The sequence below is a fragment of the Micromonospora sp. DT53 genome (assembly GCF_049841535.1).
Lineage (GTDB): Bacteria > Actinomycetota > Actinomycetes > Mycobacteriales > Micromonosporaceae > Micromonospora.
In genome coordinates this window covers 133,692-154,991 of the sequence record NZ_JBNCKM010000011.1, presented here as the reverse complement: position 1 = coordinate 154,991, position 21,300 = coordinate 133,692, and the positions used below count along the sequence as shown (strand labels likewise).

At 73.0% G+C, this 21,300-nt stretch carries 19 protein-coding genes; 11 read left to right on the top strand and 8 right to left on the bottom strand.

The features are described 5' to 3' along the window. Positions 1–3: 3 nt before the first annotated feature. Entirely contained in the window at positions 4–774 is a 771-nt protein-coding gene (locus ACLQ3B_RS29165) for an amino acid ABC transporter permease (RefSeq protein WP_425783906.1), read from the top strand. After that, a complete protein-coding gene (locus ACLQ3B_RS29160; protein WP_425783905.1) occupies positions 771–1,514 on the top strand; it encodes an amino acid ABC transporter ATP-binding protein in 744 nt (247 codons plus the stop codon). Before ACLQ3B_RS29165 ends, ACLQ3B_RS29160 begins: the two co-directional genes overlap by 4 nt. Before the next feature lie 59 nt (positions 1,515–1,573). On the opposite strand, the gene ACLQ3B_RS29155 is transcribed toward ACLQ3B_RS29160, so the two are convergent. Next, positions 1,574–3,148 (bottom strand): Na+/H+ antiporter, encoded by a 1,575-nt coding sequence (locus ACLQ3B_RS29155; protein WP_425783904.1) that lies wholly within the window; start codon positions 3,146–3,148, stop codon positions 1,574–1,576. A gap of 129 nt (positions 3,149–3,277) precedes the next feature. Then, positions 3,278–6,628, bottom strand: coding sequence for a BTAD domain-containing putative transcriptional regulator (locus tag ACLQ3B_RS29150; RefSeq protein WP_425783903.1), 3,351 nt, complete (start codon positions 6,626–6,628; stop codon positions 3,278–3,280). Between the two features lie 138 nt (positions 6,629–6,766). Between ACLQ3B_RS29150 and ACLQ3B_RS29145 the strand changes: the two genes are divergently transcribed. The 3 genes from ACLQ3B_RS29145 (at position 6,767) to ACLQ3B_RS29135 (ending at position 8,859) form a co-directional block, all read left to right on the top strand. Next, a complete protein-coding gene (locus tag ACLQ3B_RS29145) occupies positions 6,767–7,645 on the top strand; it encodes an alpha/beta fold hydrolase (protein WP_425783902.1) in 879 nt (292 codons plus the stop codon). A gap of 372 nt (positions 7,646–8,017) precedes the next feature. Beyond that, positions 8,018–8,467, top strand: a complete 450-nt coding sequence (locus ACLQ3B_RS29140) for a hypothetical protein (protein WP_425783901.1) — start codon at positions 8,018–8,020, stop codon at positions 8,465–8,467. Continuing rightward, positions 8,464–8,859 carry a hypothetical protein gene (locus tag ACLQ3B_RS29135; RefSeq protein WP_425783900.1) on the top strand — a complete coding sequence of 132 codons (396 nt, stop codon included), beginning with the start codon at positions 8,464–8,466 and terminating at the stop codon, positions 8,857–8,859. The genes ACLQ3B_RS29140 and ACLQ3B_RS29135 overlap by 4 nt, the downstream gene beginning before the upstream one ends. A gap of 14 nt (positions 8,860–8,873) precedes the next feature. Here the strand turns inward: ACLQ3B_RS29135 and ACLQ3B_RS29130 are convergent, their stop codons facing one another. From ACLQ3B_RS29130 to ACLQ3B_RS29120, 3 genes are all read right to left on the bottom strand, one after another. Then, positions 8,874–11,042 (bottom strand): hypothetical protein, encoded by a 2,169-nt coding sequence (locus tag ACLQ3B_RS29130; RefSeq protein ID WP_425783899.1) that lies wholly within the window; start codon positions 11,040–11,042, stop codon positions 8,874–8,876. Between the two features lie 8 nt (positions 11,043–11,050). After that, entirely contained in the window at positions 11,051–12,253 is a 1,203-nt protein-coding gene (locus ACLQ3B_RS29125) for a low temperature requirement protein A (protein WP_425783898.1), read from the bottom strand. Between the two features lie 97 nt (positions 12,254–12,350). Further along, the gene (locus tag ACLQ3B_RS29120; RefSeq protein WP_425783897.1) at positions 12,351–13,292 is read right to left on the bottom strand and encodes an SDR family NAD(P)-dependent oxidoreductase; all 942 of its coding nucleotides are present in this window, start codon (positions 13,290–13,292) and stop codon (positions 12,351–12,353) included. A gap of 131 nt (positions 13,293–13,423) precedes the next feature. On the opposite strand from ACLQ3B_RS29120, the gene ACLQ3B_RS29115 reads away from it, so the two are divergent. Together ACLQ3B_RS29115 and ACLQ3B_RS29110 are read left to right on the top strand one after the other, a co-directional pair. After that, positions 13,424–13,807, top strand: coding sequence for a helix-turn-helix domain-containing protein (locus tag ACLQ3B_RS29115; RefSeq protein WP_425783896.1), 384 nt, complete (start codon positions 13,424–13,426; stop codon positions 13,805–13,807). Then, positions 13,765–14,058, top strand: coding sequence for a hypothetical protein (locus ACLQ3B_RS29110; RefSeq protein ID WP_425783895.1), 294 nt, complete (start codon positions 13,765–13,767; stop codon positions 14,056–14,058). Before ACLQ3B_RS29115 ends, ACLQ3B_RS29110 begins: the two co-directional genes overlap by 43 nt. Here ACLQ3B_RS29110 and ACLQ3B_RS29105 read toward each other — a convergent pair. The 3 genes from ACLQ3B_RS29105 to ACLQ3B_RS29095 form a co-directional block, all read right to left on the bottom strand. Next, the gene (locus ACLQ3B_RS29105) at positions 14,055–14,822 is read right to left on the bottom strand and encodes a TetR/AcrR family transcriptional regulator (RefSeq protein ID WP_425783894.1); all 768 of its coding nucleotides are present in this window, start codon (positions 14,820–14,822) and stop codon (positions 14,055–14,057) included. The two genes, ACLQ3B_RS29110 and ACLQ3B_RS29105, sit on opposite strands and share 4 nt — an antisense overlap. Before the next feature lie 84 nt (positions 14,823–14,906). Beyond that, positions 14,907–16,541: an MFS transporter gene (locus ACLQ3B_RS29100; RefSeq protein ID WP_425783893.1), complete on the bottom strand. Its 1,635-nt coding sequence runs from the start codon at positions 16,539–16,541 to the stop codon at positions 14,907–14,909. Then, on the bottom strand, positions 16,535–17,230 hold the full coding sequence (locus tag ACLQ3B_RS29095) for an SDR family NAD(P)-dependent oxidoreductase (protein WP_425783892.1): 696 nt from the start codon (positions 17,228–17,230) through the stop codon (positions 16,535–16,537). The genes ACLQ3B_RS29100 and ACLQ3B_RS29095 overlap by 7 nt, the downstream gene beginning before the upstream one ends. A gap of 164 nt (positions 17,231–17,394) precedes the next feature. Here ACLQ3B_RS29095 and ACLQ3B_RS29090 point away from each other — a divergent pair, with 164 nt between their 5' ends. From ACLQ3B_RS29090 to ACLQ3B_RS29075, 4 genes are all read left to right on the top strand, one after another. Continuing rightward, positions 17,395–18,684, top strand: a complete 1,290-nt coding sequence (locus ACLQ3B_RS29090) for a sensor domain-containing protein (protein WP_425783891.1) — start codon at positions 17,395–17,397, stop codon at positions 18,682–18,684. Further along, positions 18,672–19,337 carry a response regulator transcription factor gene (locus tag ACLQ3B_RS29085; protein WP_425783890.1) on the top strand — a complete coding sequence of 222 codons (666 nt, stop codon included), beginning with the start codon at positions 18,672–18,674 and terminating at the stop codon, positions 19,335–19,337. Before ACLQ3B_RS29090 ends, ACLQ3B_RS29085 begins: the two co-directional genes overlap by 13 nt. Before the next feature lie 95 nt (positions 19,338–19,432). Next, on the top strand, positions 19,433–20,494 hold the full coding sequence (locus tag ACLQ3B_RS29080) for a Gfo/Idh/MocA family oxidoreductase (protein WP_425783889.1): 1,062 nt from the start codon (positions 19,433–19,435) through the stop codon (positions 20,492–20,494). 239 nt (positions 20,495–20,733) lie between these two features. After that, a complete protein-coding gene (locus ACLQ3B_RS29075) occupies positions 20,734–21,282 on the top strand; it encodes a DUF1062 domain-containing protein (RefSeq protein ID WP_425783888.1) in 549 nt (182 codons plus the stop codon). Positions 21,283–21,300 lie beyond the last annotated feature (18 nt).

Below are 21,300 nucleotides of genomic sequence, written 5' to 3'. Positions count from 1 at the left end.
CCGATGGATCCGTTGAGCACCCTGTGGGAGACCTTCTTCGACTGGGACGCCATGCGCGAGGCGCTGCCCGAGATGCTGACCGTCGGGTTGCCCAACACGCTGATCCTGGCGGTCTCCGCCGCCCTGCTCGGCTCGGTGCTGGGCCTGCTGCTGGCCGTCGCCGGGATCTCCCGCAGCCGCTGGTTGCGCTGGCCGGCACGGGTCTACACCGACGTGTTCCGGGGGCTGCCGGCCGCGGCGACGATCCTGCTGATCGGTGTCGGGCTGGCCCCGCTGGGCATGCAGGTCTGGGGGCCGGATCCCTACCCGTTGGGCATCCTGGCGCTGTCGCTCATCGCCGCCGCGTACATCGGGGAGATCTTCCGCTCGGGCATCCAGTCGGTGGAGGCAGCCCAGTTGGAGGGCGCCCGGGCACTCGGCTTCTCCTGGGCCGACGCGATGCGGCTGGTGATCATCCCGCAGGGCATCCGGCGAGTGCTGCCGGCCTGGGTCAACCAGCTCATCGCGCTGATCAAGGACTCCAGCCTGGTCTACTTCCTCGGCCTGGTGGCGAGTCAACGGGAGCTGTTCCGGATCGGGCAGGACTACGCGGCCACCACCGGCAACGAGTCGGCGCTGCTGCTGGCGGGGCTCTGCTACCTGGCGTTGACAGTTCCGCTGACGCACGTCGTCAACTGGATCGACAGGCGGCTGCGCAACGGTCGGCCGGCCACCGCGTCGACCGAGGAGGACGACGACACCGTGTCGTACGCGACGGAAGGAGATCGGCGATGACCACCGCCACGACGACCTCGGTCAGCCTCGACGTACGCGACGTGCACCTCGCCTTCGGACCGAACCGGGTACTGCGCGGCGTCGACCTCTCGGTGCCGCGTGGGGCGACGGCCTGCGTCATCGGCCCGTCCGGGTCGGGCAAGTCCACCCTGCTGCGCACCATCAACCGGCTCATCGAACCGGACCGGGGCGACGTGCTGCTGGACGGGCGCAGCGTGCTGGGCGACGACCCGGACGCGCTGCGGCAGCGGGTGGGCATGGTGTTCCAACAGTTCAACCTCTTCCCGCACATGAGCGTGCTGCGCAACATCACGCTGGCGCTGCGCCGGCTGCGCAAGCTCGGGGCGGACGAGGCGGAGGCTGTCGCCCGGGCCCAGTTGGAACAGGTGGGGCTGGCCGGCAAGGCGAACTCCCGGCCTGCGCAGCTCTCCGGTGGTCAGCAGCAGCGGGTGGCCATCGCCCGCGCGTTGGCGCTGCGGCCCGAGGTGATGCTCTTCGACGAGGCGACCTCGGCGCTCGACCCGGAGCTGGTCAAGGGTGTCCTCGGGGTGATGGCCGACCTGTCCGCCGCCGGGATGACCATGGTGGTGGTGACCCACGAGATGGGCTTCGCCCGGCAGGTCGCCGACACCGTCGCCTTCATGGACCGGGGCGTGGTGCTGGAGGCCGGCCCACCCGAGGCGATCTTCGAGCGGGCCGAGCATCCGCGGCTTCGCCGGTTCCTCGACCAGGTGCTCTGAGACCAGGTGCTCCGAAACCAGGTGCTCTGAGCCGGCGCGGGCCGGACGACCACCGGCGATCACTCGTTGGGCCCGCGCCCCAGCAGCCGGATCTCCTCGTTGTCCAGCGCGGCCTGGAGTTCCTGCAGCACCAGGTCGTCGATCTCCCGGTTGTCGCGCAGTCGGGTGACCTCCCGCCTCTTGTGAGCGAGGACGCCGAGGCGCAGTCGCCGTTCCAGCCGACGCTCCTCCGCGGTGTTCCCGCCGCCCTCGTCGAGGTCCGTCAGATGCCGTTGGTACTCGGCCCGCAACCGACGCACCGAGTCGTCCTGGGCACCGACCTCGGCGGCGACCTGGGGAAGAGCGGCCAGACCGACCTCGGTGGCCCGCCGCCGGGCGTTGCGGGCCTCGTCGACGCGTTCCGGGTCGCCGGTCAGCCCGGCCCAGCGCACCACAAGTGGCAGGGTGGTGCCCTGCAGAAGCATGATCAGCACGATCACCAGCGCGGTGACGAAGATGATCAGGTCGCGTTCGACCACCGGACGGCCGTCGACGGTTATCGCCGGGACAGCCAGCGCGGCGGCGAGCGACACGGCGCCCCGGAAGCCGGACCAGCCCGCGACCGTCCCCACCCGCCAGGCGGACGGCCCCTGGCTCGGGTCCACCACCCGCCGGCTCCGCACCCGCGCCGACTGCGCGGTCAGGTAGACGAAGAGCAGGCGGGTGCCGATCACGACAAGGGTGACCACCAGCACGATCACCAGAGCACGCCCGGGCGAGGTGCTGGTGATACCCCGGACCGCGCGGGGAATCTGCGTGCCGAGCAGGACGAACAATCCGCCGTTGATCAGGAACGTGGACAGGTCCCAGAACGCGTACGCCAGCACCCGGGACCGGGCGCGGATCACCCGTGGGCCGGCGTAGGCGAGCACCAGGCCGGCGACCACCACCGCCAGCACACCGCTGGCGTGCACCGAGTCGGCGAGCAGGAAGGCGCCGAACGGTGTCAGCACGCTGAGCGCGCCCTCGCGCAGCGGGTCGTCGAGCCGTTTGCGGATCACCACCACGGCGGCGCCCACCAGCAGACCGGCGACCACCCCGCCGACGCTGGCCCCGACGAACTCCTCGCCGATGCCCAGCACGCCCGGTTTGTCGCTCTGGCTGAGCAGACCCACGGCCACCGCGAAGACCACAAGCGCGGTGCCGTCGTTGATCAGGCTCTCCGCGTGCAGAGTGGTGAGAAGCTTCCGGGGCAGTCGTTTGGCCAGGCCGGTGACCGCGGCGGCGTCGGTCGGCGCGAGGACCGCGCCGAGCACCCAGGCGGCGGCGGGGTTCACCCCGAGCGCCTGCGCCGCGAGCGACACCGTGACCATGGTGAGCACCACCAGCACCACGGCCAGCAACCCGATCACCGGCAGGTTGGCCCGGATCTCCCGCAGGCTGATGGTGAGGCTCTCCCGGTAGAGGATCGCCGGCAGGAAGATCAGCAGGACCAGGTCCGGTTCCAGGGTGACCTCGGACAGCGGCGGCGTGAGCCCGAGCAACACGCCCAACGCGATGAGCAGGACCGGCGGGGCGACCCGGTACCGACCGCCGAGGGTGGTGCCGAGGAGGACGGTGGCGCCCAGCACCACGATCAGGATGAGCGCCTCCACGCGTACCCCCTCGGACCATGGCCGACGGCGGACGCGCCGACGGTTCCATCTGACCGCACCCGGCGCTGGGTTCCGGCGGAAACCGGCAAGTCGCCGGGTAGCCCGCGCGCGGGCGGTGCCGTGTGGCGCTCAGGTTGGGGCGTCGGCGCGGACGCGTGCGATGAGCGCGCGGGCGGTGCGGCGGTGCTCGGCGGCTTCCTCGTCGTGGCCCAGCGCAGCGGCCAGATCGGCGAGGTGCCCGGCCACCGGGCCGACGGTGACCACCCCGCTGCCGGCCGCCAGTTCGGCGGCGGCCGGGCGGAGCGCGACGGCGACGCGTGCCATGGTGGACCTGTCGTCGATGGCCAGCGCCGCCCGCGCGGTGAGGCACAGCCGTACCTCCCGCAGCAGGTCGTGCGGCCCGTCCGGCAGGGCCCGCAGCGCCGCCCGGGTGGCACCGCGGTCGCCGGCGGCGGCGAGCAGCAGCGGTCGGACCCAGGGCTCGTGCGGGCCCCAGTCCAGCCGCGCCCAGTCTTCGTCGTCCGGCCCGGGAATCGGTCGTCGTACGGGGCTCGGCCGGGGGTCACCTGCCGGCGGGGCGTCGCTGACGGCGTCGGCCAGGCGCAGACCGAGCAGGGCGAGCGGCAGCAACCCCTGGGCCAGGCCCGGCATACCGTCGGCGGGCAGTTGTTCAGCGGCGGCACGGTACGCGGTTGCCGCGGCGTCCCGGTCGCCGTCGAGAGCCAGGCGCAGTGCGGCGTACCACCGGGTGAAGACGCCGACCAACGGCAGCTCGTACCGTTCGGCGAGGCGGTCGGCGGCGCGTGCGTGCGCGTCGGCGCGGGGCCGGTCGGCCAGTGCGCAGTTGGCCTGGACCAGGACGAGGTGGCCGAGCACCTCGAAGGTCACCAGGTGGTGCCGGGCGGCCAGTTCGACCAGGTCGACGCCGATCCGGGCCCGCGCGTCGGCCAGACCGACGCGCTCGAAGGCGTGCATGAAGCGGGCGTTGAGCGCGAAGGCCAGCAGCCCGGGATCGCCGATGTCGCGGGCTATCGTCTCGGCCTCGGCCGCGGCGCGGCGGCCACGATCGGTGGTGGTGCCGCGCAGTTCCAGCGCGAGGGTGCTCAGCAGCCGGCTGCGCTGCGCCGAGCGGATCGGGCCGAGGGCGGTCAGGGCGTGTTCGGCGGCTCGGACGATGTGCCCGGAGAGCAGGTCGTCATCGTTGCGCGTCCAACTGGCGGGCACGTCGAAGCCCGCCAGCGCCTCCTGGATCAGCAACGGATCGCCTGTGGATTCGGCGGCGGTGATCGCCTCGGCTCGCCGTCGCCGCGCCTCGGCCAACCGGCCCGTCACGGCCAGCGCCCGCCCCAGACCGAGCAGCGCGGTCACCCGCCCGCGCGGCTCGACCTCGCCGGCGCGGTCGTACGCCTCGACCGTCTGACCCCACAGCCGGGCCGCCTCGTGCGGGCTGCCGTCCCGTTCGGCCCGCTCGGCCGCCACCCGGGCGTACGTGGACGCCTGCGCGGCGGCGACCGGCCCACCGGCACGCAGCAGGTGGTACGCGAGGGCCGCCGGCTCGACGGGTTCCCGCTGTCGCAGCACCTCGGCGACGGCCGCGTGCCAGGCGGAGCGACGCGGTGCGGACAGGTCGGCGTAGAGCGTGTCGCGGACCAGGATGTGGGTGAAACGCAGCCGCCCGTCGGACTCCCGCTCGGTGAGGAACCCGGCCGCCAGGGCGCCGTCCACGGCGTCCAGCACCGCCGTCGGGTCAGCGGTCAACGCGCCGAGCACGGCCGCGTCGAGGTCCCGGCCGAGCACGGCCGCCTGCCGCAGCACGGTACGGGTCGAGGCTGGCAGCTGCGCCAACCGGTGCCTGATCACGTCGCGTACCCCGGGCGGCACGGCGGCCAGACCCGCCTCCCCCGCATCCGCGTACAGCTGGGCCAGTTCGCGGACGAAGAACGGGTTACCGCCGCTGCGCCGGTGGATCGACCGGGCGGTGGCGGCGTCCAGCTCCACCCCGACGATGGCGGCGGCCAGCTCACCGGTCGCCGACGCGGGCAAGCCGGCAAGGTACTCCCGGACCGGCTCCAGCCCGGCGGCGCGGGCCAGGGTGGCGGTCAGCTCCGGGCTGATCTCGGTGGCCCGGTAGGTGCCGAGGATCAGGACCGGCCCGCTGGCCGGCTGCGGGCCGGTGAGCAGCGCGGTCAACAGGTCCAGGGTGTCGCCGTCGGCGCGGTGCAGGTCGTCGAGGACCAGGAGGACCGGCCCTCGGTCGGCGACCGCCGAAAGCAGCGACGCCACCGCGCGGTGTCGCCGAAACCGCACCGTGGCGGGGTCGGCCGACCCGTCTTCCGGGCGGTCTTGCGGGCCGGTGGTGACGACGGGGGCAGCCGGCCCGGCGAGCGCGTCGGTGATCTGGGTCCACGGCCACGCCGGCGGGGCGCCGTCGTACTCGGGGCTGCGTCCCCACGCCGTGGTCCAACCGGCGGCGCCGAGGCGCCGGGTCAGGGCCTCGGCCAGCGCCGTCTTGCCGGCGCCCGGGTCGCCGCTGAGCAGGGCGAGCGTGGGCTGCTGGCGTCGGGACGCGGCCTCGGCGGCGTGCCGCAGCCGCTCCAGCTCGGCGGCGCGGCCGACGAACGGGTGCTGCCCCACCTCGACGGGTCGAGCGACCTCCCCGAGGCCGGGGGTGGCGGCCGGTTCGAAGGGCGGGGTGAGGTGCGGCGCCTGGGCCAGGATGTCGGCCTCCAGCCGTCGCAGCTCGGGCCCCGGGTCCACGCCCAACTCGGTCACCAGGACGTGGCGGGCCCCCCGCAGCGCGGCCAGCGCGTCGCCCTGCCGGCCGGCGCGGTACCGGGCCAGCGCCAGCAGCCGCCAGGCGTCCTCGCGCAACGGATGGCTGGCCAGGTGTGCCGGCAGGTCCGCGGCGGCCTCGTCCGGCCGGCCCACCGCGAGGAGCGCCTCCGCCCGTCGCTCGACGGCGAGCATCCGTAACTCGTTCAGCCGGTTGATCTCCGCGACCGCCCAGGACTCGTTGGCGCAGTCGGCGTAGGCGGGCCCGCGCCAGAGCCCGAGTGCCGTCTCCAGCGTGGCCAGGGCCGGCCCGGGGCGTTCGGCCGCCAACAGTCGGGCCGCCTCCCCGACGGCCGCCTCGAACTGGCCGGCGTCCACCGCGTCCGGGGCGGCCTTCAGCACGTACCCGGGCGGCTCGGTGACCAGGATCCCTGGCGGTTGCCGGGGTGGTCGATCGGGCTCCAGGGCCCGCCGCAGGTCGGCGACGAAGGTCCGGATCGCGCCCACCGCGCCGTCCGGTGGGACCTCCCACAGGTCGTCGACGAGCCGATCCACAGGCACCACCCGACCGTGGGCGATCAACAGCCGGCCCAGCACCAGGCGCTGCCGGTGGCCCCGCAGGGGAACCGGGCCGCGCTCGGTCGCGGCGGTCACCGGCCCGAGCACACCGAAGGTCACCACGACGGGCGCCGTCAGCTGCCTGGTCATGGCACCACCCTAGGCCGATGGCCCGGCCGGCACTGATCCGACGCTGACCGGTCGCTGATCACCTGCGGGCAGGCTCGTCAACGTACGACGGCGGCGGGCCACCGCCCCCGCCGGCACTGCTCACCAGGAAGGTTCCCCGTGGACCCCAGGATCAACGGATTCGACTACCGACGCGTCACCGTCGCCGACGGGGTGACGCTCAACGCCGCCGTGGGCGGTTCCGGGCCGGCGATCGTGCTGTTGCACGGCTTTCCGCAGACCCACCTCATGTGGCGGCACGTCGCGGCCGACCTGGCCGCCGACCACACGGTGATCTGCCCCGACCTTCGCGGCTACGGCGACAGCGACAAGCCCTTCGACGCCGACGGCACCGGGTACGCCAAGCGCACCATGGCAGCCGACATCGTGGCGTTGGCCGGCGCGCTCGGTCACGACCGGTTCGCGTTGGCCGGGCACGACCGGGGCGCCCTTGTCGCGTTCCGCGCCGGCGTCGACCATCCGACGGCGATCACCCAGCTGGCCCTGCTCGACGTCCTACCCACCCTCGACATGTGGGACGTGCTGCACGGCGTCAACGCCGCTGTCGCGTTTCACCTGTATCTGATGGCGCAGCCGCCCGGCCTGCCCGAGGAGCTGATCGCCGGCAGCCCGGACGCCTTCTTCGGTCACTTCCTGGACGTCTGGACCCGTGATCCGGGGGCCCTGCCGGCGGACGTGCGGGCCGCGTACCTGCGCGCCTCCCGCGACGCCATCCCCTCGATCGTCGCCGACTACCGGGCGTCCGCCGGGATAGATGTGGCCCACGACACCGCGGACCGGACGGCCGGCAACCAGCTGCGGATGCCGGTGACGGTGCTCCAGCAGGACTGGGGCGCGGCGCTGGGTTACGACGCGGCGGCGGTGTGGCGGGCCTGGGCGCCGGACCTGGACCACCAGACGGTCAGCTGCGGGCACTTCATGGCGGAGGAGGCCCCGGCCGAGGTGCTGCGGGCGCTGCGCGCCCTGCTCGCCCGTTGATCGATCGGCGACCCGGCCACGCCACCGTCACCCTCGGCCAGATATCCGACACTCGTCGTCACCGGGTGGCGGTGCGGCCGGGTCGCCGCGCCTCATCCGCCCGGAGCCCGGGAACCAGTCGGTAATGGGCGTTTGACCTGCGGGAATGCGACGTCACACCAGGTGGACGACAACCGGCCATCGGTGATACACAGGCAGATATCGGCAAGCCAACGGTGGCACGTCGCTCATCTCCTCGACCCTCGATTGTTCGCACGTACCGCCACCCACGGGCTTCGCCGCAGGACCGCACCCTCGGTCGGGAAACCTCAACGCGGCATCGACCCTCGCGCCGGCTGGCGGAACGTGCCGGTTCTCGACCAGGGAGTTGCCGTGGGAAATCTCCGTATCCGAGCCAAGCACCAACCGTTCGAGGTGGCCGCGCTGGTCACGACGCCCATCTGCGGCATCCTGCTGCTCGCGCTGGACGTTCGACCACCGTCGGTCCAGATGTCCATGCCGGAACCCATGCAGGTCGGCTGGGAGGTCGCCCTGGTCGTCGTCGGCCTGGGCGGCCTGCTGGGCATCCTGTGGCCTGGCCAGCTCTCCACCGGCCTCGGCGTCGAACTCGCGTCCGTCCTGGTGCTCGGCACCATCACCGGCATGTACGCGGTGGCGTTGGTGGCGGTCGCGGGCCAGCAGGGAATCGTCGCCGCGTCGCTGATCGCCGCGGTGCCGGCCGGGTCGTTCTGGCGGGCCGCCCAGATCGCCATCGACCTGCGCTGCCTGGCCAAGGGCCACCAGTGCTCGACGCACCGACGGGTCGTGGGAGGTGTCACGTGATCTCCGCACCGACGCCCGAGGCACCACACTGGGTGCAGGTGCTGCTCAGCCTGCTCGGCGTGCTCGGCGGCACCACCGGTCTGGCTGCCATCGCCGCCGTCGTGGCCCAGCGCGGCAAGTTCAAGGCCGACGCCGCCGACACCCTCACCGAGGCCGCGCTGACACTGGTCCAACCGCTACAGATGCGGATCACCGAGCTGGAGAGCGAGGCGTTGAACGCTCGATCGGAGCTGGGGTTGCTGCGCGAGCAGGTCAACCAGTTGCAGTTCGTCGTCCGGGTGTTGAGCCGCACGCTCGACCGGTGGCGTACGGCGGTGCACGCTCCCGACGCCACGCTGCGCAAGATCCGCTCGGTGGTCGCGGAGTCGGAACGTCTGGCGGAGGACCGCTGAGCGGTTTCGACGGCTCAGCCCCGGCCACGCAGGCGTTCGGCGAGTTCGCGCACCGCCGCCCGGAACTCGGGGTCGGTCTCGCCCGGATGGTGTCCCCGTAGCGGCGGCGCAGACCGCTCGCCCGGTACCGGCAGCAGGCCCGGTGGGTCCCGCAACCGCCTGTCGACCTGGCCCGCCGGATCGGCCGGGTCCGGGGGCGGGTCGCCCGGGCGGTGCGCGGCGAAGACCCAGCCGCCGACCGGGTCGGTGTCCCGCCAGAGGTTGAGCCAGCGCCACTCGACCCGGTCCCCCACCCCACGCAGCACCTCCTCGTTGAGGTAGGCCGGAAAGAGTCGGGCGTACAGGCGGTCCAGCGGTGACCCGTAGGTGAGCAGGGCGACCCGTTGACGTACCCGCGGGGGCAGCCGCAGCACCGCGAGAGCGAGCAGCGCGGACCCGTGGCTGTGCCCGCAGAGCAACACCCCGACGTGTCGCTCGGTCAGTTGGCTGATCCGGTCGGCCAGTTCCGGCACCGCCCGGTCGGCGTAACTCGGCGGCGCGAACGGGTGCGCGGCCCGGGGCCAGAAGGTGCCCAGGTCCCACAGGATGCCGACGTGCCGGCGAAACCAGGCGGTCCGGTAGGCGAACACGCCACCCGCCACCAGCGTGAGCAGCAACGCGGCGAGGAGGTAGCTGCCGCCGCTGAGCCCCATCCGGACGGCTGCGGCCGGCAGCCCGAACAGCTGCCATGTCAACTCCTCCGGGTCGCGCCCGGTACGTCCCACCAGGCTCGTCGCCAGTCCGATCACCGCGAGCGCCGCGTAGGTGGCGGCCAGCAGACCCAACCACTCGGTGAACCGCGCCTGGGCGATGGTCTTCGTCGTCAGCCGCAGCCGACCGACCGCCTCCGGCGGCACGACCGGGAAGTCCCGGGCGGTGATCGCCGCCGCCGCACGCCGCCGGCGCCGCCGCGACACGACGCTCATCGCGCCGCACAGCAGCGCCGCCGCGACCACGTGCAGGAAGAAGGCCAGCAGCGTCCAGCGATACGGCAGTGGTGGCCCACCGTCACCGCGGTAGCCACCGAGCAGCTCTCCCGTCTGGTAGACGAGGCCGGCGGAGAGCGCGCCGGCCAGGCCGACCGCCATTGCGGCGAGGACCGCCGCGCCCAGGCCGCCCGGCAGCGCGGACCTGCCGCCCACCCGGCCACGGTGCCACAGCACCACCGCGCTGAGCAGCACCAGCAGCACCATCTGGCCGAACAGCGCGCCACCGGCGATCGCGCCGTAGCCGGGTAGCCCGGCCGCCGACGACCAGCCGCGCCGGTCGCTCGCCACCAGAACGAGGGTCGCCACGCTCAGGCCGGCCGCCACCACGCCCGCCGTGCGGGCGGTCCAGGTGGCCCCTCGCGCGGTCGCCGCCCGGTCGATCATCCCCGGAACGGCGAGCAGACCGACGCAGGCCAGCAACACCGCCGCGCTGAGCGCCAGCAGCAACGTCGTCCCGACCGTCGTGCCGCCGGCGCGACGGGCCGTGAGCAGCACGACATCGAGTACGGCGAGTGCGGCGGCGACGTGGATCGCGCGCAGTCGGTGCACCAGCGGCTCCACCGCCCACAGTGGATTGTCGGCCGGACCCGACCGACGGGTGCCGAGTAGGCGCAGGACCACGATGGCGGCGATCGGCAGCAGCGCCAGCACGGCCAGCCGCTGCCCGACGTGCCGGCCGTCGAGCCCGGCCATGGTGTCGAAGGGCGCGCGGCAACGGGCCGCACCGAGACACTGCCAGGCGAGCAGATCGAGGGCGACTCCGGCGATGGACACCACGTACAGCACTGTGAGGTTGAGGGCGAGGAGCCGACACAGCACGGTGACCCAGGCGGCACGGCGGCGGCCCGTGGGGCGCATCCACACCGCCACGTTGCTGAGCATGAACGGCAGCACGAAGACCATGGCGAGGGTCCGGCCGACGGTGCCCGAGGGCAGATCACCCCAGCGGTACGCCTCCAGCGTCACCCCGTCCGGGCCGACGCCGTCCGACCTGGCGGCGCGGTGGAAGCCCCCGCTGCCGTCGCCGGCGACCTGCCGGACCTGCGCCTGGTCGAGGATGACCGTGGGATCCGCCCCGGACACGCCGTGCACCCGCAACTCCACCACGTCGTGTCGTCGCGGTTGGTCGCCGTGCTGCGGTCTTCTCTCCGACATCAGGGCGGCTATCCGTGTTGCCGAGCGTCGGACGCGTCGCTCTCCCCGGGTTGGCGGATGAACCGCCACAGCCCCGGCATCCCGTCGAACAGGACGATCAGCAGCAGCACCCCGGCGACGACGGCGCTGTTGACCAGTTGCGGAGACCGCACGGTGGCCAGCCCGCCCACGATGATGGCCGGCACACCGACCACGCGCGCCCAGGGCCGGCTGCCGTCGACCATCATCGCGAGCAGAATCCGGGCGGTCAGGAACAACGCGGGGCCGATGACGCCCACGGTCGTCTGCCCCGTGTTGTGTTCTTCCGGATGGCCGATCGTCATCTCCATCGCCACCGAGGTGGCCAGCACACCGGCGATCATGACGAGGTGCAGGTAGCCCGCCATCAGCGTCAACTTGCTCCCGGGTGGGCCCTCCGCCTCGATTCTGGCGCCCAGCCGCCCGCCCGCGGGCACCAGATAGAGCCGGGCGAGGGCCACCGCGGTCACGAACGCCAGGGCGAAGGCAAGCGTGCTGTCCCGGTCCAGGCTGGACCCGCTGTAGGTGACGCCGGAGATCAGGATCAGCTCACCCAGGGCGATGATGAAGATCTGTTGGTACCGCTCGGAGAGGTGCCTTCCGTTCACCTGGAGTTCCGGCCAGGTACTGCGTCCGAGCCAGGGGAACGGCCAGCGCAGCCGTGCCAGGGAGTAGTCCAACAGCAGTGCCAGCGCCCAGAGCACCTCCCGGGCCGGTGCGACGGCCGCCCCGACCACCCAGAGCACCCCGGAGATCGCGAACCAGACCGCCACCCGCAGGCTGCGCACCTGTAGCGGGTGCCCCCGCAGGGCGGGGATCAGGATCGCCCCCCGACCCAGGTGAATGGCCACGTAGGCGACGGCGAACATCATGGCGTGCTCGTCGAACGTGGTGGGTACGGCTGCGGCCATCAGCAGGCCACCGAACATCGTCCAGAGCAGCAGTACGACGATCAGCGGAGCGCGCGGGTCGAACCAGTCCGCCGACCAGGCGGTCACGAACCACACCCACCAGAGCGCCGCCAGCATCAGCAGGGCCTCGAAACCGCCGTTGATGCTGGGGTCGTCGAGCAGCGCCCGGGACAGGCGGGTCAGCGCGAAGATGAACGCCAGGTCGAAGAAGAGCTCCAGGAACGAGGCCTTGCCCGGGTTCTCCCGCCGGAGCAGCAGCCCTCCCGGAAGCCTGCCCGCCATCGTCATCCTTCCCCGGCCCGCAGCTGCTCACCGTCGCCCCAGTCGTACCACCCGGAGCGTGGGCCCGGGTCGGTTCCGCCGAGCCGGGCCGTCGTCGTCAGCGGCCGGCGATGCCGCCGCTTCGGGAGATCAGGTCAGACGCCACGGTCCAGAGCCGCTCGGCGTTGGCCGGGTCGACCGCGTACGCGGCCACGCCGCTGTAGTCGGCCGGCCGCTCGGTGACGACCGGGGCCTCGGTGCAGTCCTCGAAGTAGCGACCGCCGACGCCGTCCAGCAACGGGGACGCCGCGAGCAGCACCGAGGTCGCGGCCCCCTGCTGCGGGGTCTTGTGCATCTCCTTGGGCGACTTGAGCCCACCTGTGTGCTTCTGCAGGCCGGTGGCGATGGCACCCGGGTTCAGCGCGTTGGAGTAGATGCCCTCGCCGGCCCACCGGCGGGTGGCCTCCACGGCGAGCAGAGCCTCGGCGCTCTTGGACTGCCCGTAGGCCAGCAGCGGATCGTACGGCCGGAACGCGAAGTGCAGGTCGTCGAAGATCACCGGTGAGAAGAGGTTGCCGCTGGAGCTGACCGACACCACCCGGGCGCCGCCGGCCGCGGCGAGGGCGTCGTGCAGGCCGACGGTCAAGGCGAAGTGCCCCATGAAGTTGGTGGCGAACTGCATCTCCCAGCCCTCGGCGGTGCGCTCCAGCTCGGGCAGCGCCATGATCCCCGCGTTGTTGACCAGGATGTGCAGCGGCTGGTCCCAGCCGGCGACGAACTGGCGTACCGAATCCTGGTCGGCCAGGTCCAGCGCGCGGACGGTGACCCGCTCCGCGCCGATGCTGGCCGCGATGTCGGCGGCGGCCTGCTCACCCGCCGCGACCCGGCGGACCCCGAGCACGACCTCGGCGCCGGCGGCGGCGAGCGACCGGGCCGTCTCGACGCCGATACCGGCGGCGCCTCCGGTGATGACGGCCCGCTTGCCGGTCAGGTCGACGCCGGCGATGACCTCGTCGGCGGTCGAGGCGAAACCGAAGGGGGTCGTGATGCGCTCTGTCATTGCTGTCCCGTCTCTCGATCACGCTTACCCCGACACTGTCACCCCGGCGGCAGCGGCTAGCCGGTTCCCTGTTTTTCCTGGTAGTGACAGGACCAGGCTGGGCGGCCGGCGGCGGCTCCGACGATGGGCGGGTGAGCACGGCCGGCCCGCTCGGCGAATACCTGCGTGCCCGGCGCGAGCTGATCGGGCCGGGTGACGTCGGGTTGCCCGCGCACGGCCGTCGGCGGGTGCCCGGCCTGCGCCGCGAGGAGGCCGCCCTGCTCGCCGGCATCAGCGCCGACTACTACCTGCGGCTGGAGCAGGGGCGTGACCGGCACCCGTCGACGCAGGTGGTCGAGGCCCTGGCCCGCGCGCTGATGCTGGACGCGGACGCTGCGGCACACCTGCACGGCCTGGCCCGACCGGTGCCGGCCCGCCGGGCGGCGCGACCATCGGAGCGGGTGCCGGTGGGCATCCGGCAGCTGGTCGGCTCATGGGCCGAGACGCCCGCCTCGTCGAGCTTGTCCAGGAGCTGACGGCCGGCAGCGAACGGTTCCGGCGGCTGTGGGCCCGGCATGACGTCGCCGCCCGCGCGGGCGGTGGAGTGCGAGTGTTCCAGCACCCGGAGCTGGGCGAGTTGGCGCTGCGCTACGAGAAGCTCACGATCAGCGGCACCAACCAGTCGCTGGTGGTCTATCACGCCGAGCCGGGCAGCCCGTCGGCGCGCTCACTCGCCCGGCTGGCCCGCCGGGTCGTCGACGCGGCAGGCCAGGGCACGTCGCGCTAGTGGGTGGCCGCCCGCTCGGCGACCACCACCGAGATCCCGTCGAGGACGCGTTGCAGACCGAACTCGAACGCGTACTCCGGGCCGTACGCGGCGCCGTGCTGCTGGCCGGCCGCCGTGCCGATCCGGGAGGCGGTCGGGTAGGTGCCGGCCGTCATGAAGGTCTCCAGCCAGGGCGCGTGCGACTGCCACCACTGGCCATCGGTCAAGCCGGTCTCGCGCTCCAGGTCGACCACCTCGGAGGCGGCCCGCGCGGCGCTCTTCACGTGACCCAGCACGAGGGTGAGCACCGCGTCGACCTCGACGTCGGTGAGCCCGATGTCGACCACCGCGCCGAGCTCGTAGTCGTACTTGGCGATCAGGTGCGGGCCGAGCACCGGCCGCGTCGTCTCGGCCCGCAGCATCCAGGGATGCCGCTGGTAGAGCGCCAGGTTGTCGCGGGCGATCCGCTCCAGCCGGGTGCGCCAGTCGCCCTCGACGGTGGGGCGTGGCATCTCCCCGTACGCGGTGTCGATCATGACAGCGACGAGTTCGGCCTTGCCCGGCACGTAGGTGTAGACCGACATCGTGCCGACCCCCAGCGCCTCACCGACCCGGCGCATGGTCAACGCGTCGAGCCCCTCGGCGTCGGCGATGTCGATCGCGGCCCGGACGATCCGGTCGACGCTGAGCGCAGGACCGGCGCTGCGGCTGGTCGGCTCCCGGGTGCGCCACAGAAGGGCCAGGCTGCGGGCCGGGTCTGCGGTCGCCTTGCGCTCACTCGCCATGGTGCGACCATCCTAACCACGAGGCCGTACGCCGTACGCCCGCGCTGCTCCGGCCTGCTCCCCACGCGGTGGCCAGGGTGTGCGTCAGAGCGCCTCGCGGTCGTCGGCCAGGCTGGGGCCGGCGGCGGCGGGCACCAGGTGTCGAACCTGCGGTTCCCCGTCGGTCAGCTCCCGGGCCCGTTGCTCGGCCGCGCGGTCCTCACCGGTCAACCGGCCACCGTGCTGACGCAGGTGCTCGTCCCAGGACGGCACCAGATACACCTCCACGAACCGATCCACCGTCTCGGCCGGGCGGAACAGCCCCCAGCGCATCGCGCCGGTCCGCTGCCGCGCGCCACGCACCAGGTCCATCGCCGCCAGGAACCGCTGGGTCCGCTCCGGTTGGACGGTGTACTGCACGGTCACCAGCACCGGGCCCACCCCCGGGTCCGGCTCGTGCGCCAGGTGCAGTTGCGGCCAGTACGCGGCCGGTTCCCGGTTCACCGACCGCAGGTCCGGCAACGGCCAGATCCGACTCGTCAGGGTGCCGACAAGCATCAGCGCCGCCGCCACCAGGTACGCGACGACCAGCCCGGCCATCTCGGCCACCAACCCCCAGAGCAGCGCACCGGCGGCCTGCCCACCGGCGAAGCACACCTGGTAGACGGCCAGGCCCCGGGCCCGTACCCAGCTGGGCAGGAAGAGCTGCATCTCGGCGTTCACGTTGGCCAGCACCGTCACCCAGGCCATCCCGGCGGGCAGCAGGGCGAGCAGCACCAACGGCACCACCCGCACGGTGCCGACCACGGTCAGCGCCACGGTGAACAGCGCCCCGGCGATCAGCAGGAGCTGGTTGGCCGACAACCGGGTGCGGATCACGGCCAGCAGCACGCCACCCGCGATGGCGCCCACGCCGAGGGCGGCCAGCAACACCCCGTACCCGCCGGAGCCCAGCGCCAGCCGCCGACTCGCGACCAACGGCAGCAACGCCCACAGCGCGCTGGCCGGGACCACGAAGACCAGCGCACGGCGCAACAGCCGGCGTACGGTCGGCGAGTGGCGAACGTAGCGGCTGCCGGCGCGCAGCGCCGCGGTGAACCGTTCGGGCACCTCGACGGCGCGCGCGTTGCCGGGCCGCCAACGCCACAGCGCGTACGCGAAGATGCCGAAGGCGACCGCGTTGATGCCGAAGACCGGGGCGACGCCGGTACGGGCGATGAGCACGCCGGCCACCGCGGGCCCGACCGCCCTCGCCACGTTCACGCTTATCGAACCGAGTGCGGACGCCGACCGCAGCTGGTCCTGCGGCACCAGCTCCGGGATGACCGCCGCCCAGGCCGGCAGGGTCAGCGCCTGCCCGACCCCGAACGCGAAGGTGAGGGTGAGCAGCAACGCCGGCGGCATCCGGCCGGTCAGGGTGAGCAGCGTCAACGCCACCGCCACCGCCACCAGGAACAGCTGCACGGCGATCAGCAAATGCCGGCGGTCGAAGCTGTCGGCCAGCACGCCGGCGGGCAGGGCCAGCAGCAGCACCGGCAGCAGACTGGCGGTCTGCACCAACGCGACAAGGGTGGAGGCGTTGGAGTGGTTGATCAGCAGCCACTGCGCGCCGACGGTCTGCATCCAGGTGCCGACGTTGGCGGCGAGCAGGGCCAACCACAGGTTGCGGTAGACCGCCGTCCGCAGCGGCGCCCACGCCGACGCCGGACGGTCGGCGGGTCCGGCTGCGGCCGTCACCACCGCCCGTCCGCGCGCAGCACGCGCTCACCGGAGACGTAGAGGTCGTCGGGTTCGAGCAGCAGCAGCCGGACGACCTCGGTGGCGACCTGTTCGGGCATGGCGTACACCTCGTCCAGGAACTCGGCGCCCACCCGTTCCTGTAGCCGCGTCGGCATCGGCCCGGGATGCAGCTGCATCACCTTGACCCGGTTGCTGTGCTGGGCCTCCCCCAGCGAGTCGACAAGGCTGCTGCCGTAGCTCTTGGTGGCCCGGTAGACGGGGATGCCGGGCCGGGGGGCCGCCAACGCCAGCGCGCCGATGTACACGACGTTCCCGTGGCCCTGCCGGTGTAGGTGCTGCACCGCCTCCCGCAGCAGGTACGTGATGCCCAGAACGTTGATCTCCACGGCCCGGCGGATGTGCTCCACCGACAGGTCCCCCAGGTCGCCGCCCGCCCACATCGAGGCGCAGGCCGCCACCCCGTCGATCGTGCCGTAGCGCTCGACCACCTCGGCGAACCCGTCGCGGACCTGCTCGTAGGAGGAGATGTCGCAGACGGCGCCGTCGCAACCCAACTCGTCGGTCGCGGCGGCGACCTCGGCCGGCACGTTGCCGAACACCACGACCTGATGCTCGTCGACGAGCAGTCGGGCCACCGCGAGGCCGAGACCGCTGGTCCCGCCGACCACCACGAAGGTTCTGGCACCCATGTCTCTCCAGCCGCCGCCAGCACAGGTCACGCGGGGCCGCGTGACCTGGCCCGTTCTTCCCGTTTCCGGACCCCGCACACCCGTTGCCGGTAGTGCTGGGCATACCCCGAAGAGTGGATCTGGACGGCTGGGGCGACCTGTCGCTCCCGATTAGCGTCTGCTGCATGACCACGGAACCCCCTTCGCACCTGGCCGAGGCGCTGCGCCGCCGCCGCTGGCTGATCTCTGCGTGGCCCTGGCGCGCGCTGGCCTACCTGGTGACCACCGTGCCGATCGCCGGGTTCCTCGCCGTCGGTCTGCTCATCATCGGCGCACCCATGCTGCCCGTCTTCAGCACGCTCCGGCAGCACGGCCGACCGCCGAGCATCGCGCTGATGCTGTTCCTGATCACCGGCAGCGTCATCCTGGTGGCGTTGGCCCCGCTCCTGAGCTTTGCGGTGGCCGCCGTCGAGCGGTGGCGGGTCCGGCTCGTCGACAACCGTCCGCTGCCCTCGTCGCCGTGGCCGGGCCTGGCCGCCCGCTACCGCAGCCCCGCGACCTGGCGGGAGGTGGCGTACCTGTTCTGGCTGGGCGGGTTCACGCCTGTCGCGTACTGGGTGTTTCTGGTCCTGGTGCTGCTGGACCTCGGGATGATCTCCAGCCCCTGGTTGGCCGGCGACGCCGACCCGGTCGTGATCTGGCGCCCGATCGAGACCACCAGCGAAGCTGTTCCGTACGCGATCCTGGCTGTACTCCTGCTGCCGGTCCTCTGCTACGCGGCCGGTCTGCTCGCCGCCGTCCAGGCCGCCGTGGCCCGGTGGGCACTGGCCCATCCGGTGGACGCGGCGGCGCTGCGGGAGGTCACCCGCTCCCGCACCCGACTGGTCGGCGCGTACGAGGCCGAACGCCGGCGCATCGAGCGCGACCTGCACGACGGCGCACAGCCCCGGCTGACCAGCCTCACCCTCCAGCTGGGGCTGGCCCGGCTGGACGTACCCGAGGACTCGCCCGCCGCCCGTCCCCTGGCCGTGGCGCACGACCAGGCCCGGGGCCTGATGGTGATGCTGCGTCAGTTGGTGCACGGCATCCGCCCGCAGAGCCTCACCGACCTCGGCCTGGCCGGCGCCGTGCGCGAGCTGGCCGACGCAGCCACCATCCCGGTGACCGTGCACGCCGACCTGCACGACGAGTTGCCGGAGATCGTGGAGACCACCGCCTACTTCGTGGTCTCCGAGGCGTTGGGCAACGTGGCCCGGCACGCGCGGGCGGCCCGCGCCGACGTACGCCTCACCCGGGCCGGCGGTGACCTCGTCGTCGAGGTGACCGACGACGGCCACGGCGGCGCCGACCCGGCCCGGGGCACCGGCCTGACGGGGCTCGCCGACCGGGTCGCCGCCGTGGACGGCCGGCTGCTGCTGTCCAGCCCGCCCGGCGGGCCTACCCTGGTCCGGGTGGAGCTGCCATGTCGTCGGTGACCCGGGTCGTGCTCGCCGAGGACGAGGTGCTGCTGCGGGAGGGCCTGGTCGCGCTGCTGACCCGCTTCGACTTCGCGGTGTGCGCGGCCGTCGGCTCCGCCCCCGAACTGCTGCGGGCGGCCCGCGAACACCAACCGGACCTGGTGCTGACCGACATCCGGATGCCGCCGGGCGGCCGCGACGACGGGCTACGCGCGGCCGTCGCTCTGCGCGCCGAGCGACCCCACCTCCCGGTCGTGGTGCTCAGCCAGTACGTGCAGACCGGGTACGCCACCGCGCTACTGGACAGCGGCGACGGCCAACGGGTGGGCTACCTGCTCAAGGACCGGGTCGCCGAGGTCACCGAGTTCGTCGACACGCTGCGCCGGGTCGCCGGCGGCGGCACCGCCATCGACCCGGACGTGGTCCGACAGCTCCTGCACCGCCCCCGCGACCCGCTCGCCGCCTTGTCCGCCCGGGAACGCGAGGTGTTGGCCCTGCTCGCCGAGGGGCGGTCCAACGCGTCGATCGCCGGCCGGCTGCACGTCAGCGAGGCGGCGGTCGGCAAGCACGTCGGCAACATCCTGCTGAAACTCGACCTACCACCCAGCGACGACACCAACCGTCGGGTGCTCGCGGTCCTCACCTACCTGCGCGCCGACCCGGTGAGCTGACGGGCCGAGATCGGGCCCGAGGGCCCCGCGCGTAGATTCAGCTCAGCGGTACCGACGCCAGGTCAGGGCGCGGACCAGGGAGACGGGGGCACGGCATGGCGAAGGCGCTGCGGGTTGGTCTGCTGGGGTACGGGCTGGCGGGCCGGGTGTTTCACGCGCCGCTGATCGCCGCGACCCCCGGGTTGCGGCTCGACGCCATCGTCACCCGCGATCCGCAGCGGCGCGAGCAGGCGCGACAGCACTTCCCGGACGCCCGCCTGGTCGACGACGCCGACGAGCTGTGGCGTACCCCCGACGCTGTGGACCTGGTCGTGGTGGCGACGCCGAACCGGCAGCACGTGCCGATGGCGCGCGCGGCCCTCGCCGCCGGCCTCCCGGTCGTCGTCGACAAGCCCCTCTCCCCGACCGCCGCGGAGGGTCGCGTCCTGATCGACGAGGCGACCGAGCGTGGGGTGCCGCTGACGGTCTTCCAGAACCGGCGCTGGGACGGCGACTTCCTGACCGTCCGTCGCCTGGTCGAGCAGGGCGAGTTGGGGCAGGTGTTGCGCTTCGAGTCCCGGTTCGAGCGGTTCCGTCCGACGATCAAGCCGGGCTGGCGGGAGCTCGCCGGCCCGGAGGAGGCCGGCGGCGCCCTCTTCGACCTCGGCGCCCACCTCGTCGACCAGGCGGTGCAGTTGTTCGGCCGGGTCGACCGCGTCTACGCGGAGGTGGACCGTCGCCGCGCGGGCGCGGCCGTCGACGACGACGCCTTCGTGGCGTTGACCCACGCCAACGGGGTTCACTCGCACCTGTGGATGGGCGCGGTGACCGCCCAACTCGGGCCGCGCCTGCGGGTGCTGGGCGACCGGGCCGGCTACACCAGCTACGGGCTGGACGTGCAGGAGGCGGCGCTGCACGACGGCGGCCGACCGGGCCAGCCCGGCTGGGGCGAGGTTCCGCCGGAGCGCTACGGCCTGCTCGGCGTCGACGGTGACCTGCGGCCGGTGCCGACCGAGCCCGGCGCGTACCAGAGCTTCTACGCACAGGTGGCGGCTGCGCTGCGCGACGGCGCACCGATGCCGGTGGACCCACGGGACTCGGTCCACACGGTCGAGTTGATCGAGCTGGCGCACCGGTCCGCGGCCGAGAGAGTGGTGCTGCCGGTCCCGTCCGCCTGACCCGGGCCTGACACCCGACCGGTGGGCGCCTCCCGCCACCCGGGCTCCCGAGGCGTGCCCGAAAACCGGTGGAGCGGCGCTGCCGTGCGCCGTTACCGTGCTGCGCAACGTGGTCGTCTAGGCAAGGACGTGCCGTTGTACACCCTGTGAGACCTCCCGAGAGCTGATCTGTCGCGCGTCGCGCAGTTGCGCCGCGCTCCTTTTTGCTGCGGACTTCTCACTGAAACCGGTGTACTTCTGTGCTCAAAAATTGGGCCGTCGTGCCCACCTGCCTGCCCATCGTTCACCGCCGTTGCCACGCGTGCGCGTCCCACCGCCTTCGGGCGAGCGGCAAGTTCCGTGTCAACGCCAACCAGAAGCTGCTCGACGTCTGGCTTCTCGTGCTCTGCACCGCGTGCGGGGAGACGGTAAAACTCACAGTCCTGGAGCGGATGACTGTGCGCTCCATCCCACCCGACCTGCTGGACCGGCTCCACGCCAACGACCCCGGCCTGACCGCGGACCTGCTTCAGGATCCGGACGTTCAGCGCCGAAACAGGTTCGTCCTGGACTGGACCGGCGCCTGGCGGCTCGACACCTACGGATCGGAGCACCTGGACCTCGACGTGCTCGACGTCGCGGTCCGCAACGCGGCGCGGGTCCCGGTCCGGCCGACCCGACTGATCGCGGAGGGTTGTGGTCTGTCGCGGGGCGAGGTCGACCGACTGATCACGCAGGGGAAGGTCGTGTCGGCGTTCCGGTTGACCGGCAAGCTCTCCGGGGACTTCGCCTTCACACTCAAGCGCTGACCCGCCCTCGGGGTCTGT

Bases quoted from the DNA above. Each gene is read 5' to 3' on its own strand.
- ACLQ3B_RS29165 (WP_425783906.1), top strand. From the start codon at position 4: ATGGATCCGTTGAGCACCCTGTGGGAGACCTTCTTCGACTGGGACGCC.
- ACLQ3B_RS29160 (WP_425783905.1), top strand. From the start codon at position 771: ATGACCACCGCCACGACGACCTCGGTCAGCCTCGACGTACGCGACGTG.
- ACLQ3B_RS29150 (WP_425783903.1), bottom strand. From the start codon at position 6,628: ATGACCAGGCAGCTGACGGCGCCCGTCGTGGTGACCTTCGGTGTGCTC.
- ACLQ3B_RS29130 (WP_425783899.1), bottom strand. From the start codon at position 11,042: ATGTCGGAGAGAAGACCGCAGCACGGCGACCAACCGCGACGACACGAC.
- ACLQ3B_RS29125 (WP_425783898.1), bottom strand. From the start codon at position 12,253: ATGGCGGGCAGGCTTCCGGGAGGGCTGCTGCTCCGGCGGGAGAACCCG.
- ACLQ3B_RS29120 (WP_425783897.1), bottom strand. From the start codon at position 13,292: ATGACAGAGCGCATCACGACCCCCTTCGGTTTCGCCTCGACCGCCGAC.
- ACLQ3B_RS29110 (WP_425783895.1), top strand. From the start codon at position 13,765: ATGGGCCGAGACGCCCGCCTCGTCGAGCTTGTCCAGGAGCTGACGGCC.
- ACLQ3B_RS29105 (WP_425783894.1), bottom strand. From the start codon at position 14,822: ATGGCGAGTGAGCGCAAGGCGACCGCAGACCCGGCCCGCAGCCTGGCC.
- ACLQ3B_RS29095 (WP_425783892.1), bottom strand. From the start codon at position 17,230: ATGGGTGCCAGAACCTTCGTGGTGGTCGGCGGGACCAGCGGTCTCGGC.
- ACLQ3B_RS29090 (WP_425783891.1), top strand. From the start codon at position 17,395: ATGACCACGGAACCCCCTTCGCACCTGGCCGAGGCGCTGCGCCGCCGC.
- ACLQ3B_RS29085 (WP_425783890.1), top strand. From the start codon at position 18,672: ATGTCGTCGGTGACCCGGGTCGTGCTCGCCGAGGACGAGGTGCTGCTG.
- ACLQ3B_RS29080 (WP_425783889.1), top strand. From the start codon at position 19,433: ATGGCGAAGGCGCTGCGGGTTGGTCTGCTGGGGTACGGGCTGGCGGGC.